General features: G+C 72.2%; 17 protein-coding genes. 6 read left to right on the top strand and 11 right to left on the bottom strand.

All coding sequences use genetic code 11. The features are described 5' to 3' along the window. Positions 1-310 precede the first annotated feature (310 nt). From ABZ659_RS13935 to deoC, 3 genes are read right to left on the bottom strand one after another with little or no spacing between them, the layout of a single operon-like run. The gene (locus ABZ659_RS13935; RefSeq protein ID WP_360217989.1) at positions 311-1,201 is read right to left on the bottom strand and encodes an aldehyde dehydrogenase family protein; all 891 of its coding nucleotides are present in this window, start codon (positions 1,199-1,201) and stop codon (positions 311-313) included. After that, positions 1,194-2,630, bottom strand: a complete 1,437-nt coding sequence (locus ABZ659_RS13930) for an aldehyde dehydrogenase family protein (protein WP_360217986.1) — start codon at positions 2,628-2,630, stop codon at positions 1,194-1,196. Before ABZ659_RS13930 ends, ABZ659_RS13935 begins: the two co-directional genes overlap by 8 nt. 5 nt (positions 2,631-2,635) lie before the next feature. Next, on the bottom strand, positions 2,636-3,685 hold the full coding sequence (gene deoC, locus ABZ659_RS13925; RefSeq protein WP_360218013.1) for a deoxyribose-phosphate aldolase: 1,050 nt from the start codon (positions 3,683-3,685) through the stop codon (positions 2,636-2,638). Positions 3,686-3,825: 140 nt separating this feature from the next. On the opposite strand from deoC, the gene ABZ659_RS13920 reads away from it, so the two are divergent. Next, complete coding sequence (locus ABZ659_RS13920; protein WP_360217983.1) at positions 3,826-4,524, top strand: PH domain-containing protein; 699 nt, start codon at positions 3,826-3,828, stop codon at positions 4,522-4,524. An 84-nt stretch (positions 4,525-4,608) separates the two neighbouring features. On the opposite strand, the gene ABZ659_RS13915 is transcribed toward ABZ659_RS13920, so the two are convergent. The 3 genes from ABZ659_RS13915 to ABZ659_RS13905 form a co-directional block, all read right to left on the bottom strand. Next, a complete protein-coding gene (locus ABZ659_RS13915) occupies positions 4,609-6,246 on the bottom strand; it encodes a phospho-sugar mutase (RefSeq protein WP_360217980.1) in 1,638 nt (545 codons plus the stop codon). A gap of 465 nt (positions 6,247-6,711) precedes the next feature. After that, entirely contained in the window at positions 6,712-7,536 is an 825-nt protein-coding gene (locus ABZ659_RS13910) for a purine-nucleoside phosphorylase (protein ID WP_360217978.1), read from the bottom strand. A gap of 92 nt (positions 7,537-7,628) precedes the next feature. Then, positions 7,629-8,069, bottom strand: coding sequence for a gamma-glutamylcyclotransferase (locus ABZ659_RS13905; protein ID WP_360217975.1), 441 nt, complete (start codon positions 8,067-8,069; stop codon positions 7,629-7,631). Positions 8,070-8,166: 97 nt separating this feature from the next. On the opposite strand from ABZ659_RS13905, the gene ABZ659_RS13900 reads away from it, so the two are divergent. Next, the gene (locus ABZ659_RS13900; protein ID WP_360217972.1) at positions 8,167-9,615 is read left to right on the top strand and encodes an NAD(P)H-quinone dehydrogenase; all 1,449 of its coding nucleotides are present in this window, start codon (positions 8,167-8,169) and stop codon (positions 9,613-9,615) included. Between the two features lie 167 nt (positions 9,616-9,782). After that, positions 9,783-10,748: a DeoR/GlpR family DNA-binding transcription regulator gene (locus ABZ659_RS13895; protein ID WP_360217969.1), complete on the top strand. Its 966-nt coding sequence runs from the start codon at positions 9,783-9,785 to the stop codon at positions 10,746-10,748. Positions 10,749-10,853: 105 nt separating this feature from the next. Here ABZ659_RS13895 and ABZ659_RS13890 read toward each other — a convergent pair whose 3' ends face one another. After that, positions 10,854-12,626 (bottom strand): biotin carboxylase N-terminal domain-containing protein, encoded by a 1,773-nt coding sequence (locus ABZ659_RS13890; protein ID WP_360217966.1) that lies wholly within the window; start codon positions 12,624-12,626, stop codon positions 10,854-10,856. A gap of 346 nt (positions 12,627-12,972) precedes the next feature. Between ABZ659_RS13890 and ABZ659_RS13885 the strand changes: the two genes are divergently transcribed. Beyond that, positions 12,973-13,443, top strand: a complete 471-nt coding sequence (locus tag ABZ659_RS13885) for a hypothetical protein (RefSeq protein WP_360217963.1) — start codon at positions 12,973-12,975, stop codon at positions 13,441-13,443. Here the strand turns inward: ABZ659_RS13885 and ABZ659_RS13880 are convergent. From ABZ659_RS13880 to ABZ659_RS13865, 4 genes are all read right to left on the bottom strand, one after another. Then, positions 13,415-14,032 (bottom strand): nucleoside triphosphate pyrophosphatase, encoded by a 618-nt coding sequence (locus ABZ659_RS13880; RefSeq protein WP_360217960.1) that lies wholly within the window; start codon positions 14,030-14,032, stop codon positions 13,415-13,417. The two genes, ABZ659_RS13885 and ABZ659_RS13880, sit on opposite strands and share 29 nt — an antisense overlap. Before the next feature lie 36 nt (positions 14,033-14,068). Beyond that, entirely contained in the window at positions 14,069-14,206 is a 138-nt protein-coding gene (locus ABZ659_RS13875) for a hypothetical protein (protein WP_360218016.1), read from the bottom strand. Positions 14,207-14,267: 61 nt separating this feature from the next. Beyond that, positions 14,268-14,477: an acyl-CoA carboxylase epsilon subunit gene (locus ABZ659_RS13870; protein ID WP_360217958.1), complete on the bottom strand. Its 210-nt coding sequence runs from the start codon at positions 14,475-14,477 to the stop codon at positions 14,268-14,270. A gap of 25 nt (positions 14,478-14,502) precedes the next feature. After that, a complete protein-coding gene (locus ABZ659_RS13865; RefSeq protein ID WP_360217955.1) occupies positions 14,503-16,107 on the bottom strand; it encodes an acyl-CoA carboxylase subunit beta in 1,605 nt (534 codons plus the stop codon). A gap of 129 nt (positions 16,108-16,236) precedes the next feature. Between ABZ659_RS13865 and ABZ659_RS13860 the strand changes: the two genes are divergently transcribed. Then, positions 16,237-17,103 carry a biotin--[acetyl-CoA-carboxylase] ligase gene (locus ABZ659_RS13860; RefSeq protein ID WP_360217952.1) on the top strand — a complete coding sequence of 289 codons (867 nt, stop codon included), beginning with the start codon at positions 16,237-16,239 and terminating at the stop codon, positions 17,101-17,103. 136 nt (positions 17,104-17,239) lie between these two features. Continuing rightward, on the top strand, positions 17,240-18,367 hold the full coding sequence (locus ABZ659_RS13855) for an adenylate/guanylate cyclase domain-containing protein (protein WP_360217949.1): 1,128 nt from the start codon (positions 17,240-17,242) through the stop codon (positions 18,365-18,367). The last annotated feature ends 26 nt before the right edge of the window (positions 18,368-18,393 follow it).

Raw genomic sequence — 18,393 nt, 5'->3', positions numbered from 1 at the left:
GGCCCCCCGTCTTTCCGGGCCGTCCGCGCGCTTCTCACCCGTGCTGGAGCGGCCCGGGGTCAAGGGTCGGCCGCAGGCCGATCGGCGTAGCCGACGCGGAGCGACAGCGGAGCGCCCTTGAGGCCGGGGCGTGGAAGCACGACCCTGGCAAAGAAGCGGGCGGCCCCTACCTGAGCCCGTGGCAACCGACGCCCGGAGTCGGGGGGAGGGCGGGAGGAGGGGGGAGGCGCTCTGACTCGCAGAGAACGAAGAGGGCCGCGGCTCCTCCGGGCGGTGAGGAGTCGCGGCCCTGCTCAGGGGGTGGTGGGCGTCAGTAGGACGAGCCGCCCGCGCCCAGGGAACCCGTGGGGTGCCAGACCGTCTTGGTCTCCAGGAACGCCGTCATGCGGTCGGTGCCGGGCGTCTGGGCGTAATCCACAGGCTGTGGACGCAGGACGCGCTTCAGGTTGTCCGCCGCCGCGATCTCCAGTTCCTTCGCCAGGTCGGCGTCCGCGCCCGCGAGGTCGATCGCGTTGACGTCCTGGTGGGAGGCGAGCGGCGTCGCGATTTCCGCCGTACGGCCCGAGAGGACGTTGACCACGCCGCCGGGGACGTCGGAGGTGGCCAGCACCTCGGCGAGGGAGAGGGCGGGGAGGGGGCGCTGCTCGGAGGCCACGACGACCGCCGTGTTGCCCGTGGCGAGCACCGGGGCCAGGACGCTCACCAGGCCCAGGAAGGAGGAGTCCTGGGGGGCCACTACCGCGACCACGCCCGTTGGTTCGGGGGTGGAGAGGTTGAAGTACGGGCCCGCCACCGGGTTTCCGCCGCCAACGATCTGGGCGATCTTGTCCGTCCAGCCCGCGTACCAGACCCAGCGGTCGATCGTCGCGTCCACGACCGCCGCCGCCTTGGACTTGGACAGGCCCTCCGCGTCGGCCACCTCGCGCGTGAACTGGTCGCGGCGGCCCTCCAGCATCTCCGCGACGCGGTAGAGGACCTGCCCGCGGTTGTACGCCGTCGCGCCGGACCAGCCGCCGAACGCCTTGCGGGCCGCGACCACCGCGTCCCGGGCGTCCTTGCGGGACGACCAGGGAGCGTTGGCCAGCCAGTTGTTCTTCGGGTCCGTCACCTCGTACACCCGGCCGCTCTCGGAACGCGGGAACTTCCCGCCGACGTACAGCTTGTAGGTCTTGAAGACGGAGAGTCGGGTCACGTCAGACATCGAGGTACGCCTCCAGGCCGTGGCGACCGCCTTCGCGGCCGAAGCCCGACTCCTTGTAGCCGCCGAACGGCGAGGTCGGGTCGAACTTGTTGAACGTGTTGGACCAGACGACACCCGCGCGGAGCTTGTTCGCGACCGCGAGGATGCGCGAGCCCTTCTCCGTCCAGATGCCCGCCGAGAGGCCGTAGGGGGTGTTGTTGGCCTTCGCCACGGCCTCGTCCGGAGTGCGGAAGGTGAGGACCGAGAGGACCGGGCCGAAGATCTCGTCTCGGGCGACCGTGTGCGCCTGGGTGACGTTCGTGAAGAGGGTCGGGGCGAACCAGTAGCCCGATGACGGCAGCTCGCAGGGCGGGGACCAGCGTTCCGCGCCCTCCGCCTCGCCCTGGTCGGCGAGGGCGGTGATGCGGGACAGCTGTTCGGCGGAGTTGATCGCGCCGATGTCCGTGTTCTTGTCCAGGGGGTCGCCCAGGCGGAGGGTCGACAGGCGCCGCTTGAGGGAGTCCAGCAGCTCGTCGTGGATCGACTCCTGGACCAGCAGGCGGCTGCCCGCGCAGCAGACCTGGCCCTGGTTGAAGAAGATGCCGTTGACGATGCCCTCCACCGCCTGGTCCAGCGGGGCGTCGTCGAAGACGATGTTGGCGCCCTTCCCGCCGAGTTCGAGCGTGAGCTTCTTGTTCGTTCCGGCTACCGCGCGCGCGATCCCCTTGCCGACGGCCGTCGAGCCGGTGAACGCGACCTTGTTGACGTCCGGGTGCGCGACCAGGGCGGCGCCCGTGCGGCCGTCGCCGGTCACGATGTTGACGACGCCCCTGGGCAGGCCCGCCTGGCGGCAGACGTCCGCGAAGAAGAGGGCGGAGAGCGGGGTCGTCTCGGCGGGCTTCAGGACGACCGTGTTGCCGGTCGCCAGCGCCGGGGCGATCTTCCACGCCAGCATCAGGAGGGGGAAGTTCCAGGGGATGACCTGGCCCGCCACGCCGAGGGGGCGGGGGGCCGGGCCGTAGCCCGCGTGGTCCAGCTTGTCCGCCCAGCCCGCGTAGTAGAAGAAGTGCGCGGCGACCAGGGGGAGGTCCGCGTCGCGGGTCTCCCTGATCGGCTTGCCGTTGTCCAGGGTTTCGAGGACGGCCAGTTCGCGGCTGCGCTCCTGGATGATCCGCGCGATGCGGAAGAGGTACTTCGCGCGCTCGGCGCCGGGGAGCGCCGACCACTTCTCGAACGCCTTGCGGGCCGCCTTCACCGCGCGGTCGACGTCCGCCTCGCCCGCCTGGGCGACCTCGGAGAGCACCTCCTCGGAGGCGGGGCTGACCGTCTTGAAGACCTTGCCGTCCGCCGCCTCGGCGAACTCGCCGTCGATGAACAGGCCGTACGACGGGGCGATGTCGACGATCGCGCGGGACTCGGGTGCGGGGGCGTATGCGAATGCCGATGCCATGGTGATCAGTCCACCGTCACGTAGTCGGGGCCGGAGTAGCGGCCGGTGGCCAGCTTCTGACGCTGCATCAGCAGGTCGTTCAGGAGCGAGGACGCGCCGAAGCGGAACCAGTGGTTGTCCAGCCAGTCCTCGCCCGCGGTCTCGTTGACCAGGACCAGGAACTTGACCGCGTCCTTGGTGGTGCGGATGCCGCCCGCCGGTTTCACGCCCACCTGGACGCCGGTCGCGGCGCGGAAGTCGCGGACCGCCTCCAGCATGAGCAGGGTGTTCGCCGGGGTCGCGTTCACCGCGACCTTGCCGGTCGAGGTCTTGATGAAGTCCGCCCCGGCCATCATGCCGAGCCAGCTGGCGCGGCGGATGTTGTCGTACGTCGACAGCTCGCCCGTCTCGAAGATGACCTTCAGGCGGGCGCTCGTGCCGCAGGCGTCCTTCACGGCGGTGATCTCGTCGTGGACCTTCATGTAGTCACCCGCGAGGAACGCGCCGCGGTCGATGACCATGTCGATCTCGTCGGCGCCCGCGGCGACGGCCTCGCGGACGTCCGCCAGCTTGACCGCGAGCGGGGCGCGGCCCGCCGGGAAGGCGGTGGCCACCGAGGCGACCTTGACCGTGGAGCCCGCTACGGCCTCCTTGGCGGTGGCCACCATGTCCGGGTAGACGCAGACCGCGGCGGTGGCGGGGGTCGTGCGGTCGGTCGGGTCGGGGTGGACCGCCTTGGCGCCGAGCGCCCGGACCTTGCCGGGGGTGTCCGCGCCTTCCAGCGTCGTCAGGTCGACCATGGAGATGGCCAGGTCGATGGCGTACGCCTTGGCGGTCGTCTTGATGGAGCGGGTGCCGAGCGAGGCCGCGCGCGCCTCCAGGCCGACCGGGTCGACGCCGGGCAGCCCGTGGAGGAAGCGGCGCAGCGTGCTGTGGGACGCGGTGACGTCCGCGAAGGCGGCGAGGGGGTTCGCCTCGGACTTCGGCTCGGGCGACGCCGCGGTGGCCGCTGGGGTGGGTGCAGAGGTGGGCATGGTCACCAGACGAGCATATCTACGCGCGTAGCGGCTGTACAGGGCGTGGGGGACGGTTCCTGGAGACGGAGGGCGCGGTGGGCGCGGTGGGGACGGTGGGTGGTCGGTGGTACCGGTGCGGGACGGGTGGTCGGGGCTACCGCTGCGGGGCGGTGTCAGTGGGGTCGGGCAGAATCGGGGGCATGAGCACCTCCGAGAACCAGTCATCCGGGCCGCGGCCCGAGCCGCCCCGTACCCGGGACCGGATCTACCGGTCGCCGTCCGCCCTGGTGGCCGGGGTGCTGCTGCTCGTGGTCATCGGGTGGCTGGGGGGCGACGCCGTGGTGACGGGGGAGGGGCGTACGCCCTGGCTGGCGCTGGCCGTGCTGCTGTTCCTGGTGCCGCTGGTGGTCGCGTTCACCCTGCGGCCCGCCGTGTTCGCGAACGAGGACCGGCTGCGGGTGCGGAATCCCTTCCGGGTGGTCGTGCTGCCGTGGGGGGAGGTCGTCTCGTTGCGGTCCGGGTACACCAACGAGGTCGTCGCGAAGTCGGGGGAGAAGTTCCAGCTGTGGTCCATTCCCGTGTCGCTGCGGGGGCGGAAGAAGGCCGCCCGGCAGCAGGCCCGGCGGGATGCCGCGGCGCGGGGGGAGGGGCGCAGACGGGGGCTGCCGTTCGGGGGCGGCTTCGGGGGGCTCGGGGGGATCGACGCGGGGGCGGCCGCGGATGCGGGGCCCTCTCGTGCCGAGACCGACCAGGTGATGGACGAGCTGCGGGAGATGCAGGCGGCTCGGGAGAAGGCGGTCGGGTCTCAGGGGGAGGTGTCCGTGCGGTGGGCTTACGAGGTGATGGGGCCCGCGGGGGCGGGGGCGGTGCTGTTGGGGGTGTTGTTGGTGGTGGGGTGACGCGGGGTGATGGGGGATGGGGGATCGCGGGGGTTTGGAAGTTGGTGAGGTGCCCCCGCGCCCCAGGGCGCGGGGGCGGCGGTTTCAGAGGCCCGCTGCTGCGGCCAGGTCCTGCTTGAGGGCCGTCAGGAGGTCCGTCGCCCTGGCGCGGGCCGTGGGGAGCGCCGTGCGGTCGGGGACCGGGACCACTGCCTCCAGGTAGCACTTCAGCTTGGGCTCCGTGCCGCTCGGTCGGACGATGACGCGGGCGCCGTCGAGCGTGTAGCGCAGGCCGTCCGTGGGCGGGAGGGTGGCGGTGCCCTGGGTGAGGTCCTCGGCGTGGGTGACTCGGAGGCCCGCGAGGGTGGTGGGCGGGTCCTCGCGGAGGCGGGTCATCGCGTTGGCGATGATCGACAGGTCCTCGACGCGGACCGAGAGCTGGTCGGTGGCGTGCAGGCCGTGGTCCACGGCGAGGTCGTCCAGGAGGTCGAGGAGCGTGCGGCCCTCTGACTTGAGGACCGACGCCAGTTCCGCGATCAGGAGGGCGGCCGTGATGCCGTCCTTGTCGCGTACGCCGTCGGGGTCGACGCAGTAGCCGAGGGCCTCCTCATAGCCGTAGCGGAGGTTCTCCACCCGGGCGATCCACTTGAAGCCGGTCAGGGTCTCCTCGTGGGGGAGGCCCGCCTTCGCGGCGATACGGCCGAGGAGGGACGAGGAGACGATCGACTCCGCGAACGTGCCGCGCGCGCCGCGGGCCACCAGGTGGGCGGCGAGGAGGGCGCCTACCTCGTCGCCGCGGAGCATCCGCCAGGTGCCGTCGTCCTTGACGGCGGCGGCGCAGCGGTCCGCGTCGGGGTCGTTGGCGATGATCAGGTCCGGGTCCGTCTCCGTGGCCTTCGCGAAGGCGAGGTCCATCGCGCCGGGCTCTTCCGGGTTGGGGAAGGCGACGGTGGGGAAGTCCGGGTCGGGGTCGGCCTGCTCGGCGACGAGGACGGGTTCCGGGAAGCCCGCGCGGGCGAAGGCGGCGAGGAGGACGTCCGTGCCGACGCCGTGCATCGCGGTGTAGACGGTGCGGGCGGTGCGGGGGGTGTCGGGGGAGAGGACGGCGTCCGTGCGGGCGAGGTACGCGTTGAGGACGTCGTCGTCGAGGGTGTCCCAGCCGGTGGTGGGGCGGGGGACGCTGCTGAGGGTCGTGATCGCCGCGATCTCGGCGGCGATGTCGGTGTCCGCGGGCGGGACGATCTGGGAGCCGTCGCCCAGGTACACCTTGTAGCCGTTGTCGCGGGGTGGGTTGTGGCTGGCGGTGACCTCTACACCCGCTACCGCACCGAGGTGCCTTATGGCGAAGGCGAGGACGGGGGTGGGGAGGGGGCGGGGGAGTACGGCTGCGCGGAGGCCGGCGCCGGTCATGACGGCGGCGGTGTCGGACGCGAAGTCCTGGGACTTGTGGCGGGCGTCGTAGCCGATGACGACGAGGCCGTTGGTGTGGCCCTGCTTCTTCAGGTACGCGGCGAGGCCGGCGGCGGCGCGGATGACGACGGAGCGGTTCATGCGCATGGGTCCGGCGCCGAGTTCGCCTCTCAGGCCCGCCGTGCCGAACTGGAGGGTGCCGCTGAAGCGGGCGGTCAGTTCGTCGGTGGCGTCGGGGCCCGCGGCGATGAGCTCGGCCAGCTCGTCGCGGGTCTCGGGGTCGGGGTCCTCGGCCAGCCATGCCCGGGCCCGTGCGAGAAGATCGTCGTGCACGTTCGGTCCAACCTCTCGGTGTGTGGTGAGTATGCCCGCGGCCGCCTGTGCGGGTCCGCTGCCTGCCGTGCGTCCCGCTGTCTGCCGGGGGTGGTGCGGGGCCGCGCCGGGGGGTGTCCGTCCCCGGAACCGCGCGCCCTGCCTACTGGGGGTGTACGGGGTTCTCCGCGCGAACCACTGTGGGCGGACACCCCTCGACACGTCCCCTTCCGTCGTACGGCGACTGCGGGCCGTCGCCGGCTGTCGCCCTAGCCGCGGGCAGGTCGCGCCGCCTTCTGCCGCCCAGGCTGCGGGCAGTCGTGCCGCAGGGGCGATGGGGGAGGCACCCCGTAGCGGAGGCACCCCGTAGCGCCGGGCGCGCGACCCGCCCGCCGCGCCGGCACCCACGCCGGGTGCCCCACCGGCGCCGGGCGGCGAGCCCACGTCGGGTACCCCGTGCGACGCCGGGTCGTACCGCCAGACGCCCTACAGCCGACCGAGCACCTGCCCCAGCAACGCCCCCATCCGCGTCGCCGAGTCACGGCCGGCCTGGAGGACCTCCTCGTGGTTGAGGGGCTCGCCCGTCATCCCGGCCGCGAGGTTGGTGACGAGGGAGATCCCCAGCACCTCCGCCCCCGCCTCACGCGCGGCGATCGCTTCGAGGACCGTCGACATGCCGACCAGGTCCGCGCCGATGACGCGGGCCATGCGGATCTCCGCCGGGGTCTCGTAGTGCGGGCCGGGGAACTGGGCGTAGACGCCCTCCTCCAGCGTGGGGTCGATCTCCTTGCACAGGGCCCGCAGTCGCGGCGAGTACAGGTCGGTGAGGTCGACGAAGTTCGCGCCGATGATCGGGGAGACCGCGGTGAGGTTGATGTGGTCGCTGATCAGGACCGGCTGTCCGGGACGCATCCCCTCGCGCAGACCACCGCAGCCGTTGGTGAGGATCACCGTCTTGGCCCCGGCGGCGACCGCGGTGCGGACGCCGTGGGCGACCGAGGCGACGCCCCGGCCCTCGTAGAAGTGGGTGCGGCCGAGGAAGACCAGGGCGCGCTTGTCGCCGATGCGGTACGAGCGGATCTTGCCGCCGTGGCCCGCGACCGCCGGGGGCGGGAAGCCGGGCAGGTCGGTGACCTGGAGTTCGGCCTCGGGGGCACCGAGGGCGTCCACGGCAGGGGCCCAGCCGGAGCCCATCACGAGGGCGACGTCGTGGGACTCGGCGCCCGTGAGTTCGCGCAGGCGGGCGGCGGCGGCGTCGGCGGCGGCGTGGGGGTCGCCCTGGAGGTCGTCCGGAAGAAGAGATGCGTTCACGTGGATGAGGGTAGCCGGTCTCGGCCTACGCGCGTAGATGACAGACCTCACGGGATTCGGATTGTTCCGTGCCGGTTCTGGTGGGGCTGGCCTCAGCAGGGGCGTTTGCGCAGTTCCATGACGTAGTCGTGGGGCGCGCCCGCGGATTCCGCCGCGTCCGCGATCTCGCCCAGGTAGCGGGCCGACGGCAGGCCGCCCTCGTAGGTGTCGAGGACGTACGTCCAGGACTGCTCCTCGCCCTCCAGGGTGTGGACGCGTACGTTCCGCAGGCGGCGGTAGATGCCGAGGCCCACGCCCTCCCAGCGGTCGAGTGACTCCTCGTCCATCGGGGCGATGTCGTAGAGGGCGACGAAGACCTGGCTGACGGGGTCCTCGACGAGGGTCGCCAGCGCGCCCTCCCAGCCCAGGTGCTCGCCGCCGAACGTCAGCCGCCAGCCGTTGAGCCAGCCGGTGGCGCGCAGCGGCGAGTGCGGGGCACGGCGCGTCATCAGCCGCGCGTCGAGATTGCCGGCGTAGGCGGCGTAGAGCGACATGGGGAGAGGGTACGGCAGGCGGCGCGTGCGTCACTCCGGTAACGGAAGGGGCGTCGGGTGGGCCCCGAGGCGGCCCCGGGGCGGGGTGTGCGGGACAATGGAGTACGTGACTCGGATCGTGATCATCGGTGGCGGACCCGGCGGATACGAAGCGGCCCTGGTGGCCGCGCAACTCGGCGCGGAGGTGACCGTCGTCGACTGCGACGGTCTGGGCGGGGCCTCGGTGCTGACCGACTGCGTGCCCTCGAAGACCCTCATCGCTACGGCCGAGGTGATGACCACCTTTGACTCGTCGTACGAGGAGCTGGGGATCATCGTCGCCGACGACACCCCGCATATCGAGCAGGCCGCCCGGGTGGTGGGGGTCGACCTGGGGAAGGTCAACCGGCGGGTGAAGCGGCTCGCTCTCGCGCAGTCGCACGACATCACCGCCGCCGTGACGCGCGCCGGCGCGCGGGTCATGCGCGGGCGGGGGCGGCTTGAGGGGATGCAGGCCCTTGACGGGTCGCGGAAGGTGGTGGTCACCGCGGCTGACGGGAGTGAGGAGACGCTTGCCGCCGATGCCGTGCTCGTGGCCACCGGGGGGCATCCTCGGGAGCTGCCCGATGCCCGGCCCGACGGGGAGCGGATCCTCAACTGGACCCAGGTGTACGACCTTGACGAGCTGCCCGAGGAACTGATCGTGGTCGGGTCCGGTGTGACCGGGGCCGAGTTCGCCGGTGCCTATCAGGCGCTCGGGTCCAAGGTGACGCTGGTGTCGTCGCGCGACCGGGTGCTGCCCGGGGAGGACCCGGATGCCGCCGCCGTGCTGGAGGAGGTCTTCCGGCGGCGCGGGATGAACGTCATGGCGCGGTCCCGGGCGCAGTCCGCCAAGCGGGTGGGGGACCGGGTCGAGGTCACGCTCGCCGACGGGCGGGTGATCGGGGGGTCGCACTGCCTGATGGCCGTGGGTGCCGTTCCCAACAGTGCCGGGATGGGACTGGAGGAGGCGGGCGTCCGGCTGCGGGACTCCGGGCACATCTGGACCGACAAGGTGTCGCGGACCACCGCCCCGGGTGTGTATGCCGCCGGTGATGTCACCGGGGTGTTCGCGCTGGCGTCCGTCGCCGCCATGCAGGGGCGTATCGCCATGTACCACTTCCTCGGTGACGCTGTGGCTCCGCTTGACCTGAAGACCGTTTCGTCGAACGTGTTCACGGACCCGGAGATCGCGACGGTCGGGTACAGCCAGGCCGACGTGGATGCCGGGAAGATCGACGCCCGGGTGGTGAAGCTGCCGCTGCTGCGGAACCCGCGGGCCAAGATGCAGGGCATCCGGGACGGGTTCGTCAAGATCTTCTGTCGGCCGGGGACCGGGATCGTGGTGGGTGGTGTGGTCGTGGCGCCGCGCGCCTCCGAGCTGATCCATCCGATCTCGCTCGCGGTCGACAACAACCTGACCGTCGAGCAGATCGCGAACGCCTTCACCGTCTACCCGTCCCTGTCGGGGTCGATCGCCGAGGTCGCGCGGCAGCTGCACACCCGTAAGACGGGTGCCGAGGTCTGACGGCCGAAAGGGACTCTTCGCTGGTCACGGAGGGTGGCGGGGTGGAGCGGCGGCATAGTCGGGTGGCCTAGGCCCGTATACCACCTCCACCCCTGGCGTGCGAACAACTTCTGTTATTCGGCGCAAACTGCTGAAAGCAGACGGTCGTTGGGGTTACTGTCAGTTTCGTGTTCGCTGCAGAACGTCGCCAATTGATCCTCGAAATGGTGCGAGCGAACGGAGCAGTGTCGCTCCGTGAGCTGGCCCGCGTCGTCCAGACCTCCGAAGTGACCGTACGGCGGGACGTGCGCGCACTGGAGGCAGAAGGACTCCTCGACCGCCGACATGGCGGTGCGGTACTGCCGGGCGGGTTCACGCGGGAGTCCGGCTTTCCGCAGAAGTCACATCTCGCGACCGCCGAGAAGACGGCCATCGCCGATCTCGCCGCGGGCTTCGTCGAAGAAGGTGAAGCCATTGTGGTGGGGGCCGGTACGACCACGCAGGAGCTGGCCCGTCGGCTCGCCCGGGTGCCCGGGCTGACCGTCGTCACCAACTCGCTGCTGGTGGCCCAGGCGCTGGCCCACGCCAACCGGGTGGAGGTGGTGATGACCGGGGGCACCCTGCGGGGGTCCAACTACGCCCTCGTCGGCAGTGGGGCCGAGCAGTCCCTCCAGGGGCTGCGGGTGTCCCGTGCCTTCCTGTCCGGGAGTGGGCTCACCGCCGAGCGGGGGCTGTCCACCTCCAACATGCTCTCCGCGTCCGTCGACCGGGCGCTCGTGCAGGCCGCCGCCGAGGTCGTGGTGCTGGCCGACCACACCAAGCTGGGGTCGGACACCATGTTCCAGACGGTGCCGACGGAGGTCATCACACGGCTGGTGACCGATGATCCGCCCGCGCACGACGACCGCGCCGCCACCGAGTTGCAGGCTCTGGCCGACCAGGGCGTCCAGATCGCCGTGGCCGGCGCGCAGGGCGGCTCGGGAAACGTGGCGGGGGGTGAGCCCGCCCCGGCGCGTCAGCAGCGCCGGGACGTGCCGCTCCCCTCCCCGCGCCGCGGTCAGGTCCAGGGAACGGCGCCCTCGCTGCGCGGCCTCGGGGAGCAGGGACCCGGGAGCGAGCGGGGGGCGAGGGTCGCGGACCTCCGGCGGCGCTGACGGCGGTGGGAGGGAGGGGGCGAGCGGTCGGGAGCGGGAACGCGGGAGCGCCCGGCGGGCTTGCCTTCGTCAGCCAGCCGCCGGGCGCTCCGTGGTGCCTGTGCGTCAGTCCTTGATCTCGCAGATCGCCGCGCCCGAGGTGATGGACGCGCCGACCTCGGCCGCGAGGCCCTTGACGGTGCCCGACTTGTGGGCGTTCAGGGGCTGTTCCATCTTCATCGCTTCGAGGACGACGATCAGGTCGCCTTCCTTGACTTCCTGCCCCTCCTCCACCGCGAGCTTGACGATGGTCCCCTGCATGGGTGAGGTGAGGGTGTCGCCGGAGGCCACGGGGCCCGACTTGCGCGCCGCGCGGCGCTTGGGCTTGGCGCCCGCCGCCAGGCCGGTGCGCGCCAGGGACATGCCCAGGGAGGCCGGGAGGGAGACCTCCAGGCGCTTGCCGCCGACCTCGACGACGACCGTCTCGCGGCCCGCCTCCTCGTCCGTCTCCGTGTCGGCGGTGGCGGTGAAGGGCTTGATCTCGTTGACGAACTCCGTCTCGATCCAGCGGGTGTGGACCGTGAAGGGGTCGGTGGAGCCGGTCAGCTCGGGCGCGAACGCCGGGTCCCTCACCACCGCGCGGTGGAACGGGATCGCCGTCGCCATGCCCTCGACCGTGAACTCCTCCAGGGCGCGGGCGGCACGCTGGAGGGCCTCCTCGCGGGTGCGGCCGGTCACGATCAGCTTGGCCAGCAGGGAGTCCCACGCCGGGCCGATCACGCTGCCGGACTCGACGCCCGCGTCCAGGCGGACGCCGGGGCCGGAGGGCGGGTCGAAGGTGGTGACGGTGCCGGGGGCGGGCAGGAAGTTGCGGCCCGGGTCCTCGCCGTTGATGCGGAACTCGAAGGAGTGGCCGCGCAGGGCGGGGTCGTCGTAGCCGAGTTTCTCGCCGTCGGCGATCCGGAACATCTCGCGGACCAGGTCGATCCCGGAGACCTCCTCGGTGACCGGGTGCTCCACCTGGAGGCGGGTGTTCACCTCCAGGAAGGAGATCGTGCCGTCCACGCCGACCAGGAACTCCACCGTGCCCGCGCCGACGTACCCGGCCTCCTTGAGGATGGCCTTCGACGCCCGGTACAGCTCCGCGACCTGGGCCTCGGAGAGGAACGGTGCCGGGGCCTCCTCGACCAGCTTCTGGTGGCGGCGCTGGAGGGAGCAGTCACGCGTGGAGACGACGACCACGTTGCCGTGGGTGTCGGCCAGGCACTGCGTCTCCACGTGGCGGGGCTTGTCCAGGTAGCGCTCCACGAAGCACTCCCCCCGGCCGAAGGCCGCCACGGCCTCGCGGACCGCGGAGTCGTACAGCTCCGGGACCTCCTCCAGGGTGCGGGCGACCTTCAGGCCGCGGCCGCCGCCGCCGAACGCCGCCTTGATCGCGATGGGGAGGCCGTGCTCCTGGGCGAAGGCCACCACCTCGTCGGCGCCCGAGACCGGGTCCGGGGTGCCCGCGACCAGGGGGGCCCCGGCGCGCTGGGCGATGTGCCGGGCCGCCACCTTGTCGCCGAGGTCGCGGATGGCCTGCGGCGGCGGGCCGATCCAGATCAGCCCGGCGTCCAGGACCGCCTGGGCGAACTCGGCGTTCTCGGAGAGGAAGCCGTAGCCCGGGTGGACCGCGTCCGCCCCGGCCTCACGGGCGGCGCCCAGGACCTTTCCGATGTCCAGATAGCTGGTGGCCGGGGTGTCACCGCCCAGGGCGAACGCCTCATCCGCGGCGCGGACATGCAGAGCGTCCCGGTCCGGGTCGGCGTAGACGGCCACGCTCGCGATACCAGCGTCCCGGCAGGCCCGGGCAACGCGGACAGCGATTTCGCCACGGTTGGCGATGAGCACCTTGCGCACGATGAGGCTCCCTCCTTGAAACAAGCCGAGTTTAGGGACTGCCGACACGGCACTTCGACCCGTCCCCAATGGTGAGCTTGCCCACACGGAGCGTGATTCGAGGCTCGCTCGACCTGCGAAATCCCTTGTCGTACCGCGGTACACAGGGCTGCTCCGGAAAACCCTAGCTGCCCCGTGTGGCCAAGGTCTCTGTGAGAGCGTGCTGCGGCCCACTCCGTTTCTTTGTGGAGTCCCTACGAATGGCCCAACGAATCTTTGCCCTCCGCGCAACTCTTGTCCCTGCGTTTACCGGTGAGTAGCGTTCGCGCTCACGGGAGACGTACTTCCGGTAACAGGGGTGGTGGGCGTGGTGCGCAGACCGGTTGCGTGGGTGGTGGCGGTCCTGCTGTTCGCGGAGGCCCTCGGTGTGGCGGCGCTGAACTGGTTCCTCGGGGTCGTCGTGGACCGACAGGACATGTCACTCGCGGGCCTCGACCCGGACGTTATGTCGACGTCCTCGAAGGTCGGTGGAGTGGTCTTCGGGCTGTACTTCGCGCTGTGCGGCCTCGTCGCCCTGCTGGTGGCCCTGCGGGACCGGCGGCCCGCCGGGTTCGGGCGCCTGCTGCTGATCAGCGCGGCCGTCGTGCACGGGCTGCTCGGCGCCTTCACCTGGGGGCCGGTGGGCTGGCCCGCCTTCCTGTTCATGGTGGTCGTGCTCGCGCTGATCGTGCTGCTGCTGATGACGTACGACGCTCAGCGGGAGCCCGTCGACGAGGCGGCGCCGGGCTCCCCGGGTGACGGGCCCGCCGTCACTCCACCGGCGCCCACAACTCCGTGATCCCCACGCCCAGTTCGCGCAGCAGACGGCGTACGAGGGGCAGGCTGATGCCGATCACGTTGCCGTGGTCGCCGTCGATGCCCTCGATGAACGGGGCCGAGCGGCCGTCGAGCGTGAACGCCCCGGCGACGTAGAGGGGCTCGCCGGAGGCGACGTACGCCGCGATCTCCTCGTCCGTCGGCTCACCGAAGCGGACGAGGGTGGAGGCGGTCGCCGAGGCGTACCGGCCGCTGAGGGTGTCGTAGACGCAGTGCCCCGTCTGCAGGGTGCCCGCCCGGCCACGCATCGCCTTCCAGCGGGCGGTGGCCTCCTCGGCGTCCGCGGGCTTGCCCAGGGGCTGTCCGTCCAGGTCGAGGACCGAGTCGCAGCCGATCACCAGCGCGCCCTTGACCTCCGGCCGGGCGGCCACGACGGACGCCTTCGCCTCGGCCAGCGCGAGCGCGAGGTCGGCGGGGGTGGGGGCGGTGACGGCGTCCTCGTCGACCCCGCTCACCACGACCTCCGGCGCCAGCCCCGCCTGCCGCAACAGGCCGAGGCGGGCGGGGGACTGCGAGGCGAGGACGAGTCGGCGGCGTGGGTGGTCAGTCATGCGGACAGGGTAGTGGCCGGCCCGGCGCCCGGGGACCTATCTCAGGCCCGTGACGATCATCGCCAGGACCATGGCCAGGGCCAGGAGGACGCTCAGTCGTCGGAGCATGGCCTGCATGGCGCGCAGCTCTTCGGGGGGCTCGTTCTCCGGGTCGGACCACAGCATGTCTGCCATGGTCCGGCGGGGGTCCGGGGGGCGCCTGAGTACGCGTACTCAAATCAGCGCCCGGGAGGCGTCAGGACGGCCAGTACGTACGGCTCCACGAGGTCGGGCCCGGGCGCGGGACGTGCTGGGCGGCGATGCGGGACGGGTCGGCCCAGGCGGCGCGGGGGCCGGGCGCGCCGGGCGGCGTGGCTGCCGCCGCCGCGGCGCGGGCGCGGACCACCGCCAGTGCGGCGGCCAGCTCCTCGGGGGTCGGGTTGCCCCGGACGACCTTGATGGTCACAGCGGCTCCTAGTCCTTGGCGGTCCTCAGAGGGGGATGTTGCCGTGCTTCTTCGGCGGGAGGGACGCCCGCTTGGTGCGCAGCTGGCGCAGGCCGCGGACGATGTGCGCGCGGGTGTCCGACGGCATGATCACCGCGTCGACGTAACCGCGTTCGGCGGCGGTGTAGGGGTTGAGGAGGGCGTCCTCGTACTCCTGGATGAGGCGGGCCCGGGTGGCCTCGCCCTCTCCGGCGGCCTCCGCTTCGGCGATGGTGCGGCGGTGCAGGATGTTGACCGCGCCCTGGGCGCCCATGACGGCGATCTGCGCGGTGGGCCAGGCCAGGTTCAGGTCGGCGCCCAGGTGCTTGGAGCCCATGACGTCGTAGGCGCCGCCGAACGCCTTGCGGGTGATGACGGTGATCAGCGGGACGGTCGCCTCGGCGTAGGCGTAGATCAGCTTGGCGCCGCGGCGGATGATGCCGTCGTGCTCCTGGTCGACGCCGGGCAGGAAGCCGGGGACGTCCACGAAGGTCAGGACGGGGATGTTGAAGGCGTCGCAGGTGCGCACGAAGCGGGCCGCCTTCTCGGAGGCGGTGATGTCCAGGCAGCCCGCGAACTGCATCGGCTGGTTGGCGACGATGCCGACCGGGTGGCCCTCGACGCGGCCGTAGCCGGTGAGGATGTTCGGCGCGAACAGCGCCTGCGTCTCGAAGAACTCGCCGTCGTCGAGGACGTGCTCGATGACGGTGTGCATGTCGTACGGCTGGTTCGCGGAGTCGGGGACGATCGTGTCCAGCTCGCGGTCCTCGTCCGTGACCGTCAGGTCGGCCTCCTCGGGGAAGGCCGGGGGCTCGGAGAGGTTGTTCGACGGCAGGTAGGACAGCAGCTGCTTGACGTACTCGACGGCGTCCTTCTCGTCCCCGGCCATGTGGTGGGCGACGCCGGAGGCGGTGTTGTGGGTGCGGGCGCCGCCCAGTTCCTCGAAGCCGACGTCCTCGCCGGTGACCGTCTTGATGACGTCGGGGCCGGTGATGAACATGTGGCTGGTCTGGTCGACCATCACCGTGAAGTCGGTGATCGCCGGGGAGTAGACCGCGCCGCCCGCGCACGGGCCGACGACCAGGCTGATCTGCGGGATCACCCCGGAGGCGTGGGTGTTGCGGCGGAAGATCTCGCCGTACGCGCCGAGGGAGGCGACGCCCTCCTGGATGCGGGCGCCGCCGGAGTCGTTGATGCCGACGACCGGGCAGCCGGTCTTCAGCGCGAAGTCCATCACCTTGCAGATCTTCTGGCCGTACGTCTCGCCGAGCGCGCCGCCGAAGACGGTGAAGTCCTGCGAGAACACCGCCACCGGGCGGCCGTCCACCGTGCCGTAGCCGGTGACCACGCCGTCGCCGTAGGGGCGGTTGGCCGCCAGACCGAAGTTGGTGGAGCGGTGCCGGGCGAACTCGTCCAGCTCCACGAAGGAGTCCTCGTCCAGCAGCAGGGCGATCCGCTCGCGCGCCGTCAGCTTGCCCTTGGCGTGCTGCTTCTCCACGGCACGCTCCGAGCCCGCGTGGGTCGCCTCGTGGATACGGCGCTGGAGGTCCGCGAGCTTGCCCGCGGTCGTGTGGATGTCGGGCTGCTGCGCCAGCTCTTCCGGCTCGGACATCGGGATGCTGCTCTCCCTGCCTCAGGTTCTGAAAAGGGTGCTCAGAAGGGGGGTCGGCTACTCATCCGTAGCGTAGTGGGGGGCCTACCGATCGGCAGTGCGGCATTTACCACACCTAGGCTGGCTTGCATGACGCCGCACGATGCATCAGACGCGAACAACGGCAGTCGCTGGTCCGACCTGGAACGGCCGCCGCTGAACGCCGCCGCCCTGCGCCGGGGGCTGGTACGGGAGGGCGGGCTGTGGTCCGGGGTGGAGGTGGTGCGGCGCACCGGCTCCACCAACGGCGACCTCGTCGCGCTGGCCGCCGCGGGGAAGGCGGCCGAGGGCGCCGTCCTGGTCGCCGAGGAGCAGTCCGCGGGGCGCGGGCGCCTCGACCGGCAGTGGACGGCACCGGCCCGCTCCGGCCTGTTCTTCTCGGTGTTCCTGCGGCCCGCCGAGGTGCCGGTCACGCACTGGGGCTGGCTGCCGCTGCTCACCGGCGTCGCGGTGGCCACGGGGCTGTCCCGCGCCGCCGGGGTCGACACGGCCCTCAAGTGGCCCAACGACCTCCTGGTCACCGTCGGCGGCGAGGAGCGCAAGGCGGGCGGCATCCTCGCCGAGCGCGCCGCCGACGGCGTCGTCGTCGGCGTCGGCGTCAACGTCACCCTGCGCGCCGACGAGCTGCCGGTGCCGCACGCCGGGTCGCTGGCGCTGGCCGGGGCGGTGAGCACGGACCGCGACCCGCTGCTGCGGGCCGTCCTGCGGGCGCTGGAGCAGTGGTACGGCAGGTGGCGGGCGGCCGGCGGGGACGCGTCGGCGTGCGGGCTCCAGGAGACCTACGCGGCGGGCTGCGCGACGCTCGGTCGGCGGGTGCGCGCGGAGCTGCCCGGGGAGCGCGCGGTCTTCGGCGAGGCGGTCGCCGTGGACGGCGACGGGCGGCTGGTGCTCGCCACCGAGGAGGGCGTGCGGGAGCCCGTGGGAGCGGGGGACATCGTGCATCTGCGCCCCGCGTGAGCGGGCGGGTACGCGGGGCGAGTACGCAGGCAGACGGCGTGCGTCCGGCTTTTCTCACGGAGTGAGCTGCGGCACATCTGCCGTAGAGTTGAGGCCGGTCGATACCTGACCGCGGCAGATCGGAAGGGCAACAGGCGTGACCGTCGACGACACGGGCTCCGGCACGGACGCGCAGGGCCGGGGGGAGCCTTCCCCGTCCGTCGGCCCCGGCGACGACCCGCTCGCCCTGCGCCTCGAACAGCTCATCCTCGGCGCCGAGCGGCGTTACACCCCGTTCCAGGCGGCCCGCAGCGCCGGTGTCTCCATGGAGCTGGCCTCCCGGTTCTGGCGGGCGATGGGCTTCGCCGACATCGGGCAGGCCAAGGCGCTCACCGAGGCCGACGTGCTCGCCCTGCGCCGTCTCGCCGGTCTGGTGGAGGCGGGGCTGCTCAGCGAGGCGATGGCCGTGCAGGTGGCCAGGTCCACCGGGCAGACCACGGCCCGGCTGGCGGACTGGCAGATCGACTCCTTCCTGGAGGGCCTCACCGAGCCGCCCGAGCCGGGGATGACCCGCACCGAGGTCACGTACCCGCTGGTCGAGCTGTTGCTGCCGGAGCTGGAGGAGTTCCTCGTCTACGTCTGGCGGCGGCAGCTGGCGGCGGCGACCGGGCGGGTCGTGCAGGCCACCGACGACGAGGAGATGGTCGACCGGCGGCTCGCCGTGGGCTTCGCCGACCTGGTCGGCTTCACCCGGCTGACCCGCCGTCTCGAGGAGGAGGAGCTCGGCGAGCTGGTCGAGGCCTTCGAGACCACCGCCGCCGACCTGGTCGCGGCCCGGGGCGGACGGCTGATCAAGACGCTCGGCGACGAGGTGCTCTACAGCGCCGACGACGCGGGTGTCGCCGCCGAGATCGCGCTGCGGCTCATCGAGACGATGGCGAACGACGAGACCATGCCCGAGCTGCGCGTCGGGATCGCCTTCGGCACGGTCACCACCCGGATGGGCGATGTCTTCGGCACCACGGTGAACCTGGCCTCCCGGCTCACCTCGATAGCGCCCCGCGACGCCGTCCTCGTGGACAGCGCCTTTGCCGAGGAGCTGGTCCGCAGCGGTGAGGCGCCCGCCTCGGAGGCGGAGGCGGCCGAGGCCGCGGCGGCGGCGGAGAAGGAGGGCGAGGAGCCGCCGGTGTACCGGTTCGCGCTCCAGCCGATGTGGCAGCGGCCGGTCCGTGGCCTGGGGGTCGTGGAGCCGTGGCTGCTGATGCGGCGGGACAGCGGGGCGTAGCCCTTTCCCGGTGCGGGCGTGGCCCT

This window comes from Streptomyces sp. NPDC006997 (genome assembly GCF_040635175.1).
Lineage (GTDB): Bacteria > Actinomycetota > Actinomycetes > Streptomycetales > Streptomycetaceae > Streptomyces.
The sequence above is the reverse complement of the archived record's forward strand: the minus strand, read 5'-3'. Positions and strand labels throughout refer to the sequence as shown.